This is a genomic window from Enterobacter sichuanensis (assembly GCF_009036245.1).
In the GTDB taxonomy this organism is placed as follows: Bacteria; Pseudomonadota; Gammaproteobacteria; order Enterobacterales; family Enterobacteriaceae; genus Enterobacter; species Enterobacter sichuanensis.
This window is the reverse complement of sequence record NZ_CP027986.1, coordinates 456,824-475,863: the sequence shown is the minus strand read 5'-3', so window position 1 is coordinate 475,863 and position 19,040 is coordinate 456,824. Positions and strand designations below refer to the sequence as shown.

The window sequence follows — 19,040 nt, the reverse complement described above, 5'->3', positions numbered from 1 at the left end:
GAGGCGACGATGACGATCCTGAACACGGCGGTGATCGGTGCCGGGGCGATCCACATTTGCCATATCAATGCATTGCGCCAGATCCCCGGGGTCGCGCTGCGCGCGCTGGTCGATACCGAAAGCGTGAAAGGGCTGAAGCTGGCAATGGGCTATCAGTGCCGCTTTTATCAGGATTACCGGGAAATGCTGCTGGATGACGCCATCGACGTGGTGCATATCTGCACGCCGCATGTCGAGCATAAGCCCATGATCCTGGCGGCGCTCGCCGCCGGGAAGCATGTGTTCTGCGAAAAACCGGTAGGCATGAACCGCAGCGAACTGGTGGATATCACCCGCGCCGCTGAACAGGCATCGGGTCTGCTCGGCGTGTGTTATCAGAACCGCTACAACCCCACCAGCCTGCGCATTCGCCAGGCGCTGGACGATAGCGAACTGGGGAAAATGCTCAGCATCAAAGCGGTGCTGACGTGGTCACGCTCGGGAACGTATTACACCGAAAGTCCCTGGCGCGGGCGGCTGGCAACGGAAGGTGGCAGCCTGCTGATCAACCAGGCCATTCATACCCTCGACCTGATGCAGTGGTTCGCCGGCGGGGTAACGCGTGTGAAAGGCGTGGTGGATAGCGGTGAGCTGGCGGCGGTAACCGAAGGCGAAGACAGCGCGATGGCCACCCTGCACTTTGCCAACGGCGCGCGCGGCCTGTTTTACGCCAGCAACTGCAATACCACCGATTCCCCGCTCCTGATGGAGATCCACTGTGAGCGGGGCTCGCTGCTGCTGAACGACAACACGCTCTGGCGCGTGACGTCGGGGGAGCGTGTTACCCTCGCGAGCGACGACTCCCCGGATGGCTCGGTCAAAAGTTACTGGGGGCTCGGGCATCAGCAGGCGATCCGCCGTTTTTATCATGCGATTACCCACCCGGGCTATGCGGACTACACCGACATCCGTGAGGCCGGAAAATCACTCACCCTTGTGGAGGCTATTTACCGCTCATCTCAATTAAGGCAATGGATAGATATCAACAACTAGAACGTAATTTGTATTCCAGCAGTAAATAAAAAAACGACCCAAATATGGGTTTATAGCTACCCTACACTGGATATTATTATGGTCAAACCAACTGAACGTAGAGTGGGTTATGGCGTGGCGCTCGGCTACGGCATAACCGATCTTTTTGGCGGCGGCGCTTTCGCCATTATCGGCACCTGGCTGTTATTTTTTTACACCACCTATTGCGGCCTCTCGGTGATTGAAGCGGGGTCTATATTCGCGATTGCCCGCGTTATCGATGCGTTATTAAGTCCGATTATGGGGTATATCACCGATAATTTCGGCGACACCTGGCTCGGGCGTAAATTTGGTCGTCGCCGCTTCTTTTTATTACTCAGTTCACCGTTAATGTTTTTATATGCTCTGCTGTGGTTAACGGATATGGGTTACTGGTATTACCTGGGCACATATCTTTCGATTGAGCTGCTGTCGGCGATGGTGCTGGTGCCCTGGGAAACCCTGGCGGCAGAGATGACAAACCGGTATGAGGAGCGTAGCCGCCTCTCCGGCGTGCGGATGATCTGCTCCCAGCTGGGTGGTTTTCTTGCGGTTTCCGTTCCCGGCGTGATTATGCAGTTCACAGGAAAAGATAATCCATTTACCTATACCCTCACCGGGCTGATCTTCTCCTGTGTGTTCTGCATCGCGGTATTTATTACCTGGTACATCACCTGGGAAGCGAAAGATGTGCAACAGGAATCCACGTTTAAAGTGGAGAATCATCGCAGCAGCGGGATACTCAATCACCTGAAATATCTGGTGCTGGATCTCTTTTCCTCTTTCCGGATCCGCGCGTTTCGCCTGCACATTATTATTTATATCTTTTCCTTTACGGCGATGGACGTGTTCGGGTCGGTCTTTACCTATTATGTCGTTTATTGCCTGAGCCAGGATGCGGCGGCGGTGTCGGGCTGGCTGAGCATTGCGGCATTCGCCTCGGTACCCGGCACGTATGGATTTATGTTGTTGCTGAACAGGCTGAATATCACCCCTTCCGCCGCGTTGCGCCTCTCCTACAGCTGCATTTTCCTGGTGCTGGCTTTCCTGTTTGCGATCTACCTGACCAAAACCCAGGTGCCGACGCTGCTGTTCTCGGCGGTCTTTATCCTGCTCGGTGCCGCCCGCTCAGGCCTCTATTACATTCCGTGGAACATCTACAGCTTCATTCCGGATATCGACGAGATAGTGACGCAGCAGCGCCGCGAAGGCATTTTTGCCGGCGTCATGGTCCTGACCCGCAAAAGCACCGTGGCGATGGCCATCATGATTATTGGCCTGGTGCTGCAGGAGGCCGGTTTTGTGAAAGGCAGCGGCGCGCAGCCTGAAAGCGCGCTGGGGGCGATTATTGGTCTGATGATTTTCGCGACGTCAGCCCTGCTAGCGGTCAGCTTCTTCACCACCTACAAGTTTAAGCTCACCCGCGAGACGCATAAGCTGCTCCTCAAAGAGATTGCGCGCCGTAAGCTCGGCGGAGATTACCGCGACTGCGACGCCAGGACGCGCGTGGTGATCAAACAGCTCACCGGCTATGAGTATGATCAGGTCTGGGGCGGCGATGCGACACGCCGGGCGGTGGGCAATGTCCGCCTGTCTACCGTGAAATAACGCGATGTACCGGACAGCGCCCGCTGTCCGGTCTGTTTTATGCCAAAAATGTGACCTCTGGCAGATTTACATCTCTTTACGCTCTACCCAAAAGAGATTTTCAATCGTTCAGATTTTAGGCGATACCGAGTTAATGAAAAGTTCGGCACTGAGATCTGAGTACACGGCATTTTGTCGACGAGGTTGAACCTGATTAGGCGAACGAGATTTTAAATCAGGCGGAAAAAACTGACTGTACTTATACCTCAGTAAACGATCCCTTTAGATTTTCTGTCAAAAATCGGGATGCCAGGGATTTGATTATTTTGTGTTCTTAAGGCCAGTACCTAAGCGGATTTCGTATTCACATACAAGAAAAGCCGCTTTCGCGGCTGTTCTCAGAAAACTAAAAAACGTATGTTTTTACATGATAAATCAGCCAGTTATCAGTTATACTACAAAGGGCTAGGCTCTATCTGACAGTACATTAATCTGGTTTTAGTTTAAGCACAATCAACAGACAGATGAAACTTAACAATCCGATAACCAATGCAATATACTTGATATAAAACCAAGATATTTCACTGGTTTTTAGATTTTTAAAGAATAAAATTTCTTCTTCTGTCAGTGTCTTTTTTGTCGCTGGAAATTTAGGAAATATAAGAGCACTCATAAGATAAGATTCTTTATATCCCCAGAAGAAAACGCCACCACCTTTACCAACAGTCATGGAGAATGGTGTATATCCAAATTGCTGTTTAAACTTAGCTGCAATAAGATCGAATTTGAGTTCTGTAAACTTCCCATAGATAAGATAAAATATCAGTGAAGCTACAAATATTGCAGCCAAACATATTATGATCAGATCCAATGAATTCATTTTGAACCTTCTATAACATTATAAAGGGTGTTTCCTACCTTTTCTCCCCCCCAGCCGCCAGCTTCCCCACCAACATAACCTAAAGTCCCTCCAGCGATAACAGCACAAACTAACCCACCTGTACCAGCAGTACCAACGCCAATGGCTATACAAAGTGGAACAGCCATACCGCCTGCAAGAATACCGCCACCAGTGCTACCGGCAAAACTCCCTATTTCAGTATATTTCTTTTTAGTACATTCGTCTTCACGACCAACAGAACAAGCCTCATTTATTTCATTGATTGAATGCAGGGCACTAAAGCCGATCCCTACATAGCCAACATATCGCATAGCTGCTACATATTTTGCTGCTCGTTCTATATGCGTAGCATAACCTTCAATATCACTTATTCCTGTCTCATTCCATTTATGAGTAATTGAACTTGTTGACAAGCCAAGAGCATTTTTTATTTTGGTGTACTCGCCAAATTTCATAGCCTTGTTTAGGAAGCCTACTTTTAATTCTCTTTCAAGTTCTTTAAACAATTGTGCACGTCTTACATAGAACTGTTCACCAATCAAAGCCCCTCTTGTCATGTATGTATTCTTATATGTCTCCTGAATTTCTTTCAGGATCTTTTCTATATTCTCGAAGTACTTTCCGACAGGATCGGCAGCAAGGCCTATGCCTTTATCAGCTATATTACTAAAGTTAGCAATTGTGCCATAGTGATTGTGTAAGAAGTTAGCTTCTTGATGTGTAAGCGGTTCTAATGCTGTATCAATACGCTGTTTAGCAGACTGCATATGTGCTATCTGTTCATCATCCTGCTTTTCAGGATCAACAAGAAGCATAATAGAACCTGCTTTATATTCCTTACCTTCCCCATTTAGTGAACGGTAAAGCTCCTTTGTTCCTGCTGGTGAACTACCTTCGAATAAGTATCGCTCATAAGCACCAGTTTCAGCACCGTAAGGAAGCACACAGAAGCCAGCATCTACTGGTTCACGTTTAGTTTCTTCCTTATGTGGTTTTTTAGCTGTCTGGGCGTGCTGTACGGGTTCTTGCGCTTTTGTTGGTACAGGAGCAGCTAAAGGGGCGGCAGTAACTACAGGGACAGCCTTAACAGCTTTCTTCTCCTCGACCCAATAGGAAGCATTTGGGAATGACGAAATGAAACTTGCGTTACAGGGGCATGTACTGCGGCTATGCAAAGTACCTGCTGCGGCAACTCCATGAATCGAGTAAGTGGGGATACCACCTGCGATATGGTATACCTTGCCATCTTTACCACAAGAGACAGAATCGCCATTTCTCGCGGTCGCAATCCCTTCAAAGCTGTGATTTGGGGAACCTGAAAGAATACTACCGCCGCACGTTGTTTTGTCGCCAATCCTCAGAAAATGACCAGTAGCCATAGAATCATCCTTAATGAAGTTTGCTAGCAGGTTTAGAACCATTCACTGCCAGAGAAGATACGATCCACATTTGCTTTTCGATGGAATAGGTGGATACACAGTATTGCGTTGCCGGGCTGATCATCGGTGTTGCGGTGACAAGTGCCGTTGATACAGCATTCTGGGCATGTTCTTTTATGAAGTTGAGAGGTTGAGAGTTCAGGATCTCCATTGATTCACAGTAGCTGGTAAACTCTTCATGCCAGTAACCATTCATCCCCTCGAACAGAGATTCATCGAATTTCAGGATTACCTTGTTTGTGATGGGATCTAAGCCGTCACCGATTGGGAATGATTCAGGGAATTGCAGAGTTCGGTATAGATCAGATTGCAGTATAAGGTTTCTGAAATCGTCGATTGAGAACCCAAACACAAGCATCATGTCGTAATGTGATTTATGGGCTTTCGTGTTAATCATCATTTCTGTAATGTTCAGATCAGAGAATGGGTAAACCTTCCATTCCGACAGGGTTTCTGCCTGATTCAGTACTTCAGCAGCAATTGCCGCATCAAGAATCGAAGTGTAAAGAGCCATCCCCTGAAAATTGCCACCGCCAACCCACTGAGTCTCTAACCACTGAATCCCGTCATCATTTACCGTCATCCGGGCAACTGAGAAAAGTAAAGTTGGGCTGATGTAATCGTTTGTACCAGGTGCATAAAAATGAATCTTTTTGGTCATAACGTCCTGTTCTCGTGTTGTTTTTTTAGACTCTAATTCTCACATGAACATTACGGTTTTGTACAGAGATTGAACTATTAACCTCATGCTTTTGCCACAAATACATAAAACAGAATGTATTTACATATCATCTAATTGCCATTAAAAACGATTGCTTTCGCTACCTTGTGCCAGTACAAACAGTTATTGAGATTGATCGAGCAACCTATACGCTGGCTGGCACATGCAACCCTGATTTCACGCGGTTGATCTTAGTGATCGACATTAACGATCTATTGCTTACCCATCCCTGGCCTTTAGGAACATTTTTCGTATTCGCCATTAGCTGGAAGAGACTTATAAAGACCTAATTGAGCTTTATGGTGCGATACTGAGCAACAGTTTTGTCATGAGTCCGTAGACTGATCCGAGAAGTTTCCCAGTTAATCGACGTTGCCACATAAAAGAGCATTCAGAGTAAGCGGTTCTGTCTAAGAAACGAACATTTCGCTGTATAAAGATTGGATAAAGATCCGGTAAAGATTGCATGAAAACTCTTTTTAAATGAGAATAGTTATCATAACTTTCCAAACACAACATCAAGCGGTACTCAAGCGCCAAAATGTGACCTCTGGCAGATTTACATCTCTTTACGCTATACTACCCGCTGAAATAATCGGCTCAACGCTACGAGCTGACGTTCAATGTGTTTCCACACAAATGGTATCAACTCCCCTTCTGAGGATCTGGCGAGAAGCCGGATAAACTATGTTAAACAGTATTTTAGTAATACTTTGTCTTATTGCCGTCAGTGCATTTTTCTCGATATCGGAGATCTCGCTTGCCGCGTCCCGTAAAATCAAACTGAAGCTGCTTGCTGACGAAGGCAATATCAACGCCTCCCGCATTCTCAAAATGCAGGAGAACCCCGGTACGTTCTTCACCGTGGTGCAAATTGGCCTGAACGCGGTCGCCATCCTGGGCGGTATCGTGGGCGATGCGGCGTTTTCCCCGGCATTTTATAGCCTCTTTGTGCAGTACATGTCCGCCGAACTGGCCGAGCAGCTGAGCTTTATTCTCTCCTTCTCGCTGGTGACCGGGCTGTTCATCCTCTTCGCTGACCTGACCCCGAAACGCATCGGTATGATTGCGCCAGAAGCTGTAGCTTTGCGTATCATCAACCCGATGCGCTTCTGTCTGTACGTGTTTCGTCCGCTGGTGTGGTTCTTCAACGGCCTGGCGAACGTGATTTTCCGCATCTTTAAACTGCCGATGGTGCGTAAAGACGACATCACCTCTGACGACATTTATGCGGTCGTGGAAGCCGGTGCGCTGGCCGGGGTGCTGCGTAAGCAGGAACACGAGCTGATTGAGAACGTATTCGAACTGGAATCCCGTACCGTTCCCTCTTCCATGACGGGCCGTGAAAGCATTATCTGGTTCGATTTACATGAAGATGAGCAGAGCCTGAAGAACAAAGTGGCGCAGCATCCGCACTCTAAGTTCCTGGTCTGTAATGAAGATATCGACCACATCATCGGTTACGTCGACTCGAAAGATCTGCTGAACCGCGTGCTGGCGAACCAGAGCCTGGCGCTCAACAGCGGCGTGCAGATCCGCAATACCCTGATTGTGCCGGACACCCTGACGCTTTCAGAAGCGCTGGAAAGCTTTAAAACCGCCGGGGAAGACTTCGCGGTGATCATGAACGAATACGCTCTGGTGGTGGGTATCATTACCCTCAATGACGTCATGACCACCCTGATGGGCGACCTGGTTGGTCAGGGGCTGGAAGAGCAGATTGTTCAGCGTGACGATAACTCATGGCTGATTGATGGCGGCACACCGATTGAAGACGTGATGCGCGTGCTGGATATCGACGAGTTCCCGCAGTCCGGAAATTACGAGACCATCGGCGGCTTTATGATGTTTATGCTGCGTAAAATCCCAAAACGTACCGACTCGGTGAAGTTCTCCGGCTACAAGTTTGAGGTGGTGGATATTGATAACTACCGCATCGACCAGTTGCTGGTGACGCGTATCGATAACAAACCGACCGTGCTGGTACCGAAGTTGCCAGATGCGGAAGAGAAGGTGTCGGCGTAAGGTTCCTGCCCCCACAAACATCAACGGCTCCCATCGGGAGCCGTTTGTTTAACTACTGCATAGCACGTTGGTTAAGCCATCTCAGTTTGCAGACGCATAACCTGACGGTTGACTTCGGACATCACAGACAGGTGCTGTTTGTCCTTCACTTTTGGGACAAGGATCTTGCCCTTATCAAACTCAAAAGCGCCAACATCCTTGATATACAACCGTCCACGGAACAGGATCTTCACGTACTTCGCCACCTGAAGCGGGTTGTAGCGTTGGAAAATTTTCATTCTTGTATCTCCTGCGAATCATACGCTCTTGCGGTGCCACAATCGGCCCGACTGTCCTGAGCGCAAATTTTAATGCCCAATGACTATAGACCAGAACTACGTTGTTACCCAGTGTGCATAAGTTTATTTACCGTTTGATTACAATTATTCAGAATAATCTTTGCAAACCGCCACTGAGGGCAGTATAAGCCGTCGTTTTTTCGTGGATATGTGCGTTGACCCGCAAACTGGCATCGCGATTGCGGGAAAACCACATTGATCGCACTTATCATTAAAAGCGCATGACCAAGTGGTCGGATCACCTGCAAACAATAAGGAAACGCCATGACCCTACGTACTATCCTTGCAGCAGCTTGCCTGCTGCTGCCTCTGTGGGCTTGCGCTCACAACATTGAAAAAGGACAACGTGTACCGCCAGTCGGCATTGCTGACCGGGGAGAATTGATTCTCGACAATGATAAGTTTAGCTATAAACCCTGGAATAGCGCGCAGCTCGCGGGCAAAGTGAGAGTTGTACAACATATTGCCGGTCGTACATCTGCAAAAGAGAAAAATGCCAACCTCGTGGAAGCGATCAAAGCCGCAAAATTCCCTCATGACCGCTACCAGACCACCACCATTGTGAATACCGATGACGCCATTCCAGGCTCCGGGATGTTTGTGCGCTCAAGCCTTGAGAGCAATAAAAAGCTCTACCCGTGGTCGCAGTTTATCGTCGACAGCAACGGCGTGACGCGTAAGGCATGGCAGCTTGAGGAAGAGAGCTCTGCGATTATCGTGCTGGATAAAGAGGGCCGCGTAGAGTGGGTAAAAGACGGGGCATTGACTCAGGAAGAGGTGCAGCAGGTTGTCGGCCTGCTGCATAAGCTGCTGGCTCAATAAATAGAGACGCGGAAGCCGGGGTTGAGGAACGATTCGCGTGGGGTATAGTCCAGCGGTTTGCCCTGCCAGTCATGAACATGCGCCCCGGCAGCCGCGGCCACGGCATGCCCGGCCGCGGTATCCCAGATGTTGGTTGGCCCAAAGCGTGGGTACAGCTGCGCATGCCCCTCCGCCACCAGGCAGAATTTCAGCGATGAGCCAATCGAGGTGGTCTGGTGTTCACCCAGCTGTTGCAGATACTCCTGCAGCTCGCTGTCGCTGTGCGAGCGGCTAATCACCACCAGCGGTGGACGCGCATCGCGCACCTGGATCTGCTTACGTACGCCGCACTCTTCCTTCCAGGCCTTCCCGTCTGCGGCGCTGTACATCACTTTCAACACCGGCGCGTAGACCACGCCCAGCACCGCTTTGCCTTTCTCAATTAGGGCAATGTTTACGGTGAACTCACCGTTGCGCTTGATGAACTCTTTCGTCCCGTCCAGTGGGTCTACCAGCCAGTAACGCTGCCAGTGCTGGCGCTCTTCCCAGCTTTGCGGCGCTTCTTCAGAGAGCACAGGGATGTCCGGCGTTAAGGCCTGTAAACCCTGCAGGATCACCTTATGCGCCGCGATATCCGCTGCCGTGACCGGAGAGTCATCTGCTTTGCTGACAACCTCCATGGGTTTACTACCGTCATACACCTGCATGATGGCTTCCCCCGCATCCCGTGCGAGCTGACAAATCTTATCTAGCATTTTCCACCTCTTTGTTAACGCAGTGAGGTTAACTCTTTGTTTTAGTTATATCGTAATGTGAACAATTCCGCTATCTGTGAAGCAATTCCGGTTTCAGGTTACTTTTTTCTGTCAGGATTCACATTTCTGTAAGCAACACGTTATAGATACATACTCTTTTGTGGCCTGGATCGAAAAAAGGACTCCTCTGATGATTAAGTTTAGCGCAACGCTCCTGGCGACGCTGATTGCAGCGAGCGTGCAGGCGGCGACGGTTGATCTGCGTATTCTGGAAACAACCGACCTGCACAGCAACATGATGGACTTCGATTACTACAAAGATACCCCGACGGAAAAATTCGGTCTGGTACGTACGGCAAGTTTGATCAACGCCGCGCGCGGTGAAGTGAAAAACAGCGTGCTGGTCGACAACGGCGATCTCATTCAGGGCAGCCCGCTCGGCGATTACATGGCGGCGAAGGGACTGAAAAAAGGCGAGATCCACCCTGTGTATAAAGCGATGAACACGCTGGACTACACCGTCGGCAACCTCGGCAACCACGAATTCAACTACGGCCTGAAATACCTGCATGATGCGCTGGCAGGGGCCAAATTCCCGTACGTTAACGCCAATATCATTGACGTTAAGACCCAAAAGCCGCTCTTTACCCCTTACCTGATTAAAGAGACAGAGGTGGTCGACCAGGACGGTAACAAGCAGACGCTGAAAATCGGCTACATCGGTTTTGTGCCGCCGCAAATCATGACGTGGGATAAGGCAAACCTCAGCGGCAAAGTCACCGTTAACGACATTACCGAGACCGCGCGTAAATACGTGCCGGAGATGCGCGAGAAAGGGGCGGATTTGGTTGTCGTGGTCGCCCATTCCGGCCTCTCGGCCGATCCGTACCAGGCCATGGCAGAAAACTCCGTGTACTACCTGAGTGAAGTTCCGGGCGTCGACGCGATCCTCTTCGGTCACGCTCACGCGGTCTTCCCGGGCAACGATTTTGCCAGCATTAAAGGAGCGGACATCGAGAAAGGGACGCTCAACGGCGTGCCATCGGTGATGCCAGGCATGTGGGGCGACCATCTCGGCGTGGTGGATCTGGTGCTGAATAACGACGGCGGCAGCTGGAAGGTCACGCACTCAAAAGCTGAAGCGCGCCCGATTTACGACGCGGCAGCGAAAAAGTCACTGGCGGCGGAAGATAAAAAGCTGGTCGACGTGCTGAAGCACGATCACGACGCCACCCGTGAATTCGTCAGCAAACCGATCGGCAAATCCGCAGACAATATGTACAGCTTCCTGGCGCTGGTGCAGGATGACCCGACCGTCCAGGTGGTCAACATGGCTCAGAAAGCCTATGCCGAACACTTTATTCAGGGCGATCCGGATCTGGCAAAACTGCCGCTCCTCTCCGCCGCGGCACCGTTCAAAGTGGGCGGGCGTAAGAACGATCCGGCAAGCTATGTGGAGGTTGAAAAGGGCCAGTTGACCTTCCGTAACGCCGCCGATCTCTATCTCTACCCGAACACCCTGGTGGTGGTAAAAGCGACCGGTCAGGAGGTAAAAGAGTGGCTGGAGTGCTCCGCCGGGCAGTTTAACCAGATTGATCCGCACAGCAGTAAGCCGCAGTCGCTGATTAACTGGGACGGTTTCCGCACCTACAACTTTGACGTGATCGACGGCGTGAACTACCAGATTGACGTGACCCAGCCGGCAAAATATGACGGCGAGTGTCAGGCGATTAACCCGCAGGCAGAGCGCATCAAAAACCTGACCTTCAACGGCAAAGCGATTGATCCCAAAGCCACCTTCCTGGTGGTGACCAATAACTATCGCGCCTACGGCGGCAAGTTTGCCGGTACGGGGGATAGCCACATCGCCTTTGCCTCGCCGGACGAAAACCGCGCGGTGCTGGCCGCCTGGATCGGCGCGGAGTCGAAAAAGCGTGGAGAAATTCACCCGGCGGTGGATAACAACTGGCGTCTGGCGCCGATCCACAGCGCGACGCCGCTGGACATCCGCGTTGAAACCTCACCGTCCGATAAGGCAGCCGCGTTTATTAAGGATAAAGCGCAGTATCCGATGAAACAGGTGGCGACAGATGATATTGGGTTCGCCATTTATCAGCTTGACCTGAGCAAGTAAAAGAAAAACTTCCCTCTCCCTGTGGGAGAGGGTTAGGGTGAGGGCATCAGGCCGCCCATTCCCGCCTTTTACGCCGCCCGCTCGTCCCGATTCGCCATCACCTTCGGCGTATTCACCTCGATCCAGTCCGCCAGCGCGGCGACTTTCTCGCTCACCTCTACGCCAAGCGGCGTCAGGCTATACTCTACGTGCGGCGGCACAACCGGATACGACACGCGATCGACAAACCCGTCCATCTCCAGCGCCTGGAGTGACTGGGACAGCATCTTTTCACTTACGCCGCCCATTTTACGGCGCAGATCGCTAAAGCGGTGCGTTCCCTCACGCAGGGCCAGCAGAATCAGTACCCCCCAGCGGCTGGTCACGTGTTTGAGTACCTCCCGCGAAGGACACTGTTCCGCGAAGAGATTGCCATCGCGCATTTGTTCGCTAAGCGTCGGGATCGTTGTTTTCATACTTACCTTTTTGTACGTACTTACTAAAAGTTAGCTATGGTGCTAGTGTGCCACAACACCAGACAAACACGAAGGAGATTCATCATGATCGCGATTACCGGCGCTACCGGCCAGCTTGGCCATCTTGTTATCGAACAGCTGCTAAAAACCGTCCCGGCCGGCCAGATTGTAGCCATCGTACGTAACCCGGCGAAAGCGCAAGCCTTGAGCCAGCAGGGGATTGTGGTGCGTCAGGCTGACTACACCGACGAAGCCGCCTTCACCGCTGCGCTGAATGGCGTGGATAAACTGCTGCTGATCTCGTCCAGCGAAGTCGGCCAGCGCGCGACACAGCACCAGAACGTGATTAACGCCGCCAAAGCCGCTGGCGTGAAATTTATCGCCTACACCAGCCTGCTGCATGCGGACACCTCTCCGCTGGGTCTGCACGTTGAGCACGTTGCCACGGAAAACGCGCTGGCGGCGTCCGGCATTCCTTATGCCCTGCTGCGCAACGGCTGGTATACCGAAAACTATCTGGCAAGCGCGCCGCCTGCACTGGAACATGGCGTCTTTATTGGTGCAGCCGGTGACGGCAAGATTGCCTCTGCCACCCGTGCAGACTATGCCGCAGCGGCGGCCAAAGTGATTGCTGAAGAGGGCCATGTGGGCAAGGTCTACGAACTGGCGGGCGACCACGGCTGGACGCTGAGCGAACTGGCGGCTGAGCTCAGCAAACAGAGCGGGAAGCCGGTCACCTATCAGAACCTCAGTGAGGCGGATTTTGCCGCCGCGCTGAAGGGGGTTGGTCTGCCGGCAGGGCTGGCGGATATGCTGGCGGACTCCGATGTGGGCGCGTCGAAAGGCGGCCTGTACGACGACAGCCGCACCCTGAGCAAACTGATCGGCCGCCCGACCACGCCGCTGGCGGAGAGCGTCAAAGCCATCCTGTAATTGTTAAGAACTGGTTATTTTTTGTGGCATCCCTTCGGGTCATCTTTGATAATGGAGAGATGACCCATGAGGAGGCTCCCCGTGCAAGGCGTACCGGAACAGTTCATTGATGAGAGAGACCACGCGCGCTTTCGCCATCTGGCGCAGGTGCCGGGCATCGAACTCTATCACGCGCATATTTCCCGCTATGCCTTTGAGCCTCATACCCATGAAGCCTTCGGAATCGGCACCATTGAAACCGGTGCCGAGCGTTTTCGCTATCGCGGCACCCAGCATCTCGCCCCTGAAAAATCCGTTGTGACCATGAACCCGGACGAGATCCATACCGGTGAATCCGCCACCGAAGACGGCTGGCGCTACCGGATGGTGTACATCGAACCCGATCTGCTGGAAGAGGTTACCGGCCTCCGGCACTGGTGGTTTAGCGATGTGACCCGTTATGACCCGCTGCGCTCGCAGCAAATCGGCAGACTCATTTATGGTTTGTGGCACACGGACGACCCGCTGGCGCAAAAAGGGATGCTGCTGGATCTGATTGAGACCTTCCAGCCGTTAGCCCACCACGCGCCGGTTATTCACGAAGGGGCACATCGGTTCGAACGGGTGCGTGAGTATCTGCACGATAACTATATGCACGCCCTGACGCTGGACGAGCTGGCCAGCGTCGTCTCGCTGAGCCCGTACCATTTCCAGCGCCAGTTCAAAGCCCATTTTCATGTGACGCCGCATCAGATGCTGATGGCCATCCGCCTGTGGCGCGCCAAGGCGTTCCTCACGCACGGCATGCCCGCAGCAGAAGTCGCCGCCGCAACCGGGCTGACCGACCAGTCGCATTTAACCCGCGCGTTTACCCGCCGCTACGGCATTACCCCCGTGCGCTATCAGAAGCAGGTCGCCCGGCGCTAATGCGCAATCTCATACAATACGCCCCCCTTTGCCCCGCCTACACTGATCGCAACGTGAATCAATGTGGATGGAAAAATGATTAGTGGTGTGTTGTATGCCCTGCTGGCCGGGATGATGTGGGGGCTGATTTTTGTCGGTCCGCTGATCGTGCCCGAATACCCGGCACTGCTGCAGTCGACAGGACGTTATCTGGCGCTGGGGCTGATTGCCCTCCCCCTGGCGTGGCTGGGACGCGCACGCTTGCGTCAGCTTAGCCGTCAGGACTGGGGCACCGCGCTGGCGCTGACCATGATGGGTAATCTTATCTATTACGTGTGCCTCGCCAGCGCCATTCAGCGTACCGGCGCGCCGGTGTCGACCATGATTATCGGCACGCTGCCGGTCGTCATCCCCGTCTTTGCGAACCTGCTTTACAGCCAGCGAGATGGCAAACTGGCGTGGTCAAAAATGGCGCCAGCGCTGATCTGCACCGCCGTGGGTCTGGTATGCGTCAATATTGCCGAACTGCGTCATGGGCGGGTGGACTTCAGCCTCTGGCGTTACGGCTCGGGGATCGGCCTGGCGTTTATTTCTGTCGCATGCTGGGCCTGGTATGCCCTGCGCAATGCGCGCTGGCTGCGGGAGAACCCGGATAAACATCCAATGATGTGGGCAACAGCGCAGGCGCTGGTGACGCTGCCGGTCTCACTGGTAGGATATGTTGGGGCGTGTATCTGGTTAAGCCATCAACAGCCGGACTTCACCCAGCCCTTCGGACCGCGACCGTGGGTCTTTGTCGGGCTGATGATCGCCATTGCCGTGCTCTGCTCCTGGGTGGGCGCGCTGTGCTGGAACATTGCCAGCCAGAAGCTGCCGACGGTGATCTTAGGGCCGCTGATTGTCTTCGAAACCCTGGCCGGGTTGCTGTATACCTTCCTGATGCGCCAGAGCGTACCGCCGCTGTTAACGGCCTGCGGGATCGCGTTGCTGGTAGTGGGGGTGGTGATGGCGGTGAGAGCGAAGCCGGAAAAACCGAGGGTCGTTCCGGCGTCGGAGATGTGATTTTTGCCGGGTGGCGGCTACGCCTTACCCGGCATGATATTAAAACGTTTCCCAGTTCGCTTCAGACGTAGCCGCGACGGGCTGCGCTTTAGGCACATAGGTTTTTACCGGTGCCGTTTTGACCGCCTGGTTGCGGATGATTTTAAACACCGCCACCGCGTCGTTCAGACGAGCAGCCTGGTCTTCCAGCGCGGCGGCCGCGGCTGCAGACTCTTCCACCAGCGAGGCGTTCTGCTGGGTCACGCGGTCCATCTCGGCTACCGCCTGGCCCACCTGGTCGATACCGCGGCTCTGCTCGTCAGAAGCCGAGGCAATTTCGCCCATGATGTCGGTCACGCGGGTGACCGCATTAACGATCTCAGCCATCGTGGCTCCGGCTTCGTTAACCAGCTGCGAGCCGGCGTTTACGCGCTCGCCGGAATCATCGATCAGCGCTTTGATCTCTTTCGCCGCCTGGGCGCTGCGCTGGGCCAGGGTACGCACTTCACCGGCCACCACCGCAAAGCCACGCCCCTGCTCACCTGCGCGTGCCGCTTCCACCGCCGCGTTCAGCGCCAGGATATTAGTCTGGAAGGCAATACCGTCGATCACGTTGGTAATTTGCGCGATTTTGCTGGAGCTGGTGGCGATCTCTTCCATCGTACGCACAACGCCTTCGACCACGTTTCCGCCCTTCTTCGCTGTTGAAGAGGCATCCAGCGCCAGACGGGAAGCCTGACGCGCGTTATCGGCGTTCTGCTTCACGGTTGCCGTCAGCTGTTCCATGCTGGCTGCCGTCTCTTCCAGGGAAGCAGCCTGCTGTTCGGTACGGGAAGAGAGATCGTTACTGCCGGCAGAAATTTCACCGGCACCAGTGTAAATGGTATCGGCCCCTTCTCGCACCACGCCCACGGTGTTCGCCAGTGAGGTTTGCATCTCCTGCACGTTGCGCGCCAGAATCGCCATTTCATTGTTACCGTCTGCCTGAATCGGCTGGGTCAAATCCCCTGCCGCAATGGCACGGATATGGTTGATGACCTCTTCCAGCGGCAGCAGCAGCACGCGGCGCATGGCTACCCAGCTGGAAATAATCACCACAATCACCAGCAACATCACCGCAGAGAGGATCCACAGGATGCGCTTGTAATCACTTTCATTATCCTGAATGCCTTTATCTGTCAGCGCAGCCTGCGCTTCACGCCATTCACGATAAACCGTCTGCATCGCGTTTTGTTTTTGCTCCGCATTCTGCTTAAACATATCTTCCAGATTGCCCTGGCTCAGCAGAACGTTCATTTGCGTCAGCGTCGCGGAGTATATGCGGTACTGCTCTTCAAGCCGGTTCGCCAGGTTTTCATCCAGCCCCGGGGTATTCGGCAAGGCATAATATTTATCGTAATGGACCTGCGCTTCCGCCAGCAGGTTTTTCGCCGTGTTCACCAGCTCATTTAACTGCCCGCCGTTAATCTGCGAGGCCATGCTGCTTTGCAGGCGCAGCATCCCGCGGTTCAGGGTGACGCGCGCCTGGTTCAGGCTGATCCACGCGTCGGTAAACTCCGCCACATTTTTGCTGGAAAGCTGCGACACGGTGAAGTTGTCTTTATCGTTATTCAGCGCGTTGATAAAGATACCGGCAGAAATCACTTGCATGATGCCGAGCACAAGCAGCACCGAAATGAGAAGGGTAATGACTTTTATACGTTTAAACATGCGTTGCCTTTGTTATATGCAGGTTTGTCTGACGTGGATCTATCGGCAGGGGCGGCGGGTTGTTTACTGTTTCTCCACTTTTAAAAAGTTTCTAAAGGATTTTCCCGAGCCCATTCAGGGAGTTAAAAGAGCTATTTTTTTGTGATCTGCATCGCATTTATACCCTTCCCTCCTAAGGGTTATAGCATCACCATAAAGATGCATTTAACATGCAATTTATATTATTGATGACGAGGTAACTGCTATGGCCTTTCGCGACCAACCCCTTGGCGAGCTGGCGCTCTCCATTCCTCGCGCTTCTGCGCTGTTCCGTAAATACGATATGGATTACTGCTGCGGCGGTAAGCAAACCCTGGCACGTGCGGCTTCGCGCAAGGCGCTGGACGTTGAGGTGATTGAAGCAGAGCTGGCACGTCTGGCCGAGCAGCCTGTCGACAAGGACTGGCGAGCCGCCCCGCTTGCGGAAATCATTGACCATATCATCAAACGTTACCATGACCGTCATCGCGAACAACTGCCGGAACTGATCCTGCAGGCGACCAAAGTGGAACGCGTTCATGCCGACAAACTTTCCGTACCCCGCGGCCTGGCGAAATACCTGACCCTGCTGCACGAAGAGCTCTCCAGCCACATGATGAAAGAGGAGCAGATCCTCTTCCCGATGATAAAACAGGGAATGGGCAGTCAGGCGATGGGGCCCATCAGCGTAATGGAAAGCGAACATGATGAGGCGGGCGAACTGCTGGAGGTGATCAAGCACACCACCCACAACGTCACCCCGCCACCGGAAGCGTGCACCACATGGAAAGCGATGTATAACGGCATTAACGAGATGATCGATGACCTGATGGAGCACATCAGTCTTGAGAATAACGTTCTGTTCCCGCGGGCATTAGCGGGGGAATAAAAAAGCCCGGTGCGGCCTGATGCCCTCACCCCGGCCCTCTCCCACTGTACGGTCCGGGGACATAGTGAACGCTTGTTCGGGGACATGGTAGACACTTACAACTAAGGCATAAGAACCCGTTTATGGAGTCGCTTATGCCCTGGGATGCGAGAGATACCATGTCATTACGTACCGAGTTTGTTTTGTTCGCCTCGCAGGACGGGGCGAACATCCGTTCCCTCTGCCGTCGCTTCGGCATTTCACCTGCCACCGGCTACAAGTGGCTTCGTCGCTGGGCGGAGGAAGGGGCCTCCGGCCTTCAGGACCGCCCGCGCATACCGCACCATTCCCCGAACCGCTCATCTGACGACATCACTGCCCTGCTGCGCATGGCCCATGACCGTCATCAACGCTGGGGAGCCCGCAAGATTAAACGCTGGCTGGAAGACCAGGGGCACACCATGCCCGCCTTCAGCACCGTTCATACCCTGATGGCCCGTCACGGCCTGCTGCCGGGCACTTCACCGGGCATTCCCGCCACGGGACGGTTCGAACATGATGCGCCCAACCGGCTCTGGCAGATGGATTTTAAGGGCCACTTTCCCTTTGGCGGTGGCCGCTGCCATCCGCTCACTTTGCTGGACGACCACTCCCGTTTTTCCCTGTGCCTGGTGCACTGTAACGATGAACGTCGTGAGACCGTGCAGCAGCAGCTGGTCAGCGTGTTTGAACGCTACGGCCTGCCGGACAGGATGACGATGGATAACGGCTCACCGTGGGGAGACACCACCGGCACCTGGACGGCGCTGGAGCTGTGGCTTATGCGCCAGGGTATCCGGGTGGGGCACTCCCGGCCGTATCATCCGCAGACGCAGGGCAAGCTGGAGCGTTTTCACCGCAGCCTGAAGGCGGAAGTGCTGCAGGGGAAGTGGTTCGCGGACAGCGGTGAACTGCAGCGCGCCTTCGACCACTGGCGGACGGTCTATAACCTTGAACGCCCGCATGAGGCGCTGGATATGGCGGTACCGGGCTCGCGGTATCAGCCGTCATCGCGACGGTACAGCGGCAACACAACGCCCCCGGAATACGACGAGGGCGTGATGGTCAGGAAAGTGGATATCAGCGGAAAGCTGAGCGTGAAAGGGGTAAGTCTGAGCGCGGGTAAAGCGTTCAGGGGAGAACGGGTCGGACTGAAGGAGACGCAGGAGGATGGCTGCTATGAAGTGTGGTGGTACAGCACGAAAGTGGGGGTGATCGACCTGAAGAAAAAGTCGATCACCATGGGTAAAGGATGTTAAAAAGTGTTCACCATGTCCCCGAACACCTGTCTACCATGTCCCCGGACCGTACACCCACGGGGAGAGGGTGCAAAAACTAAA

17 protein-coding genes are annotated in these 19,040 nt (G+C 53.4%); 10 read left to right on the top strand and 7 right to left on the bottom strand.

Annotation, left to right across the window (positions count from 1 at the left end; all coding sequences use genetic code 11):
- Positions 1–9: 9 nt before the first annotated feature.
- Together C1N69_RS02275 and C1N69_RS02270 are read left to right on the top strand one after the other, a co-directional pair.
- A complete protein-coding gene (locus C1N69_RS02275; RefSeq protein WP_047957614.1) occupies positions 10–1,032 on the top strand; it encodes a Gfo/Idh/MocA family protein in 1,023 nt (340 codons plus the stop codon).
- A gap of 78 nt (positions 1,033–1,110) precedes the next feature.
- Positions 1,111–2,658 carry an MFS transporter gene (locus C1N69_RS02270; protein ID WP_155030602.1) on the top strand — a complete coding sequence of 516 codons (1,548 nt, stop codon included), beginning with the start codon at positions 1,111–1,113 and terminating at the stop codon, positions 2,656–2,658.
- A gap of 466 nt (positions 2,659–3,124) precedes the next feature.
- Here the strand turns inward: C1N69_RS02270 and C1N69_RS22875 are convergent, their stop codons facing one another.
- From C1N69_RS22875 to C1N69_RS02250, 3 genes are read right to left on the bottom strand one after another with little or no spacing between them, the layout of a single operon-like run.
- Positions 3,125–3,517 carry a hypothetical protein gene (locus tag C1N69_RS22875; protein ID WP_238380446.1) on the bottom strand — a complete coding sequence of 131 codons (393 nt, stop codon included), beginning with the start codon at positions 3,515–3,517 and terminating at the stop codon, positions 3,125–3,127.
- On the bottom strand, positions 3,514–4,917 hold the full coding sequence (locus C1N69_RS02255) for a PAAR domain-containing protein (protein ID WP_155030601.1): 1,404 nt from the start codon (positions 4,915–4,917) through the stop codon (positions 3,514–3,516). The genes C1N69_RS22875 and C1N69_RS02255 overlap by 4 nt, the downstream gene beginning before the upstream one ends.
- A gap of 10 nt (positions 4,918–4,927) precedes the next feature.
- Complete coding sequence (locus C1N69_RS02250) at positions 4,928–5,638, bottom strand: hypothetical protein (protein WP_155030600.1); 711 nt, start codon at positions 5,636–5,638, stop codon at positions 4,928–4,930.
- 747 nt (positions 5,639–6,385) lie between these two features.
- Between C1N69_RS02250 and paeA the strand changes: the two genes are divergently transcribed.
- Positions 6,386–7,723, top strand: a complete 1,338-nt coding sequence (gene paeA, locus C1N69_RS02245) for a polyamine export protein PaeA (RefSeq protein WP_025758299.1) — start codon at positions 6,386–6,388, stop codon at positions 7,721–7,723.
- Between the two features lie 71 nt (positions 7,724–7,794).
- Here paeA and C1N69_RS02240 read toward each other — a convergent pair whose 3' ends face one another.
- Complete coding sequence (locus C1N69_RS02240; protein ID WP_008501430.1) at positions 7,795–8,001, bottom strand: DUF1107 domain-containing protein; 207 nt, start codon at positions 7,999–8,001, stop codon at positions 7,795–7,797.
- Between the two features lie 324 nt (positions 8,002–8,325).
- Here C1N69_RS02240 and C1N69_RS02235 point away from each other — a divergent pair, with 324 nt between their 5' ends.
- Positions 8,326–8,883 (top strand): YtfJ family protein, encoded by a 558-nt coding sequence (locus C1N69_RS02235; protein WP_155030599.1) that lies wholly within the window; start codon positions 8,326–8,328, stop codon positions 8,881–8,883.
- Here C1N69_RS02235 and cysQ read toward each other — a convergent pair.
- On the bottom strand, positions 8,877–9,617 hold the full coding sequence (cysQ, locus tag C1N69_RS02230) for a 3'(2'),5'-bisphosphate nucleotidase CysQ (RefSeq protein ID WP_025758296.1): 741 nt from the start codon (positions 9,615–9,617) through the stop codon (positions 8,877–8,879). The genes C1N69_RS02235 and cysQ overlap by 7 nt on opposite strands.
- A gap of 190 nt (positions 9,618–9,807) precedes the next feature.
- Between cysQ and C1N69_RS02225 the strand changes: the two genes are divergently transcribed.
- Positions 9,808–11,751 carry a bifunctional 2',3'-cyclic-nucleotide 2'-phosphodiesterase/3'-nucleotidase gene (locus C1N69_RS02225; RefSeq protein WP_155030598.1) on the top strand — a complete coding sequence of 648 codons (1,944 nt, stop codon included), beginning with the start codon at positions 9,808–9,810 and terminating at the stop codon, positions 11,749–11,751.
- Between the two features lie 68 nt (positions 11,752–11,819).
- Here C1N69_RS02225 and C1N69_RS02220 read toward each other — a convergent pair whose 3' ends face one another.
- Positions 11,820–12,206, bottom strand: a complete 387-nt coding sequence (locus C1N69_RS02220; RefSeq protein ID WP_025758293.1) for a winged helix-turn-helix transcriptional regulator — start codon at positions 12,204–12,206, stop codon at positions 11,820–11,822.
- An 84-nt stretch (positions 12,207–12,290) separates the two neighbouring features.
- On the opposite strand from C1N69_RS02220, the gene C1N69_RS02215 reads away from it, so the two are divergent.
- From C1N69_RS02215 to C1N69_RS02205, 3 genes are all read left to right on the top strand, one after another.
- Entirely contained in the window at positions 12,291–13,139 is an 849-nt protein-coding gene (locus tag C1N69_RS02215) for an SDR family oxidoreductase (RefSeq protein ID WP_155030597.1), read from the top strand.
- Between the two features lie 81 nt (positions 13,140–13,220).
- Positions 13,221–14,045: an AraC family transcriptional regulator gene (locus C1N69_RS02210; protein ID WP_155030596.1), complete on the top strand. Its 825-nt coding sequence runs from the start codon at positions 13,221–13,223 to the stop codon at positions 14,043–14,045.
- Positions 14,046–14,120: 75 nt separating this feature from the next.
- Positions 14,121–15,086 (top strand): DMT family transporter, encoded by a 966-nt coding sequence (locus C1N69_RS02205; RefSeq protein ID WP_155030595.1) that lies wholly within the window; start codon positions 14,121–14,123, stop codon positions 15,084–15,086.
- Between the two features lie 39 nt (positions 15,087–15,125).
- Here the strand turns inward: C1N69_RS02205 and C1N69_RS02200 are convergent, their stop codons facing one another.
- On the bottom strand, positions 15,126–16,775 hold the full coding sequence (locus C1N69_RS02200) for a methyl-accepting chemotaxis protein (RefSeq protein ID WP_155030594.1): 1,650 nt from the start codon (positions 16,773–16,775) through the stop codon (positions 15,126–15,128).
- 244 nt (positions 16,776–17,019) lie between these two features.
- On the opposite strand from C1N69_RS02200, the gene ytfE reads away from it, so the two are divergent.
- Together ytfE and C1N69_RS02190 are read left to right on the top strand one after the other, a co-directional pair.
- Complete coding sequence (ytfE, locus tag C1N69_RS02195; protein ID WP_155030593.1) at positions 17,020–17,682, top strand: iron-sulfur cluster repair protein YtfE; 663 nt, start codon at positions 17,020–17,022, stop codon at positions 17,680–17,682.
- A 134-nt stretch (positions 17,683–17,816) separates the two neighbouring features.
- Positions 17,817–18,959, top strand: coding sequence for an IS481 family transposase (locus tag C1N69_RS02190; RefSeq protein ID WP_047958346.1), 1,143 nt, complete (start codon positions 17,817–17,819; stop codon positions 18,957–18,959).
- The last annotated feature ends 81 nt before the right edge of the window (positions 18,960–19,040 follow it).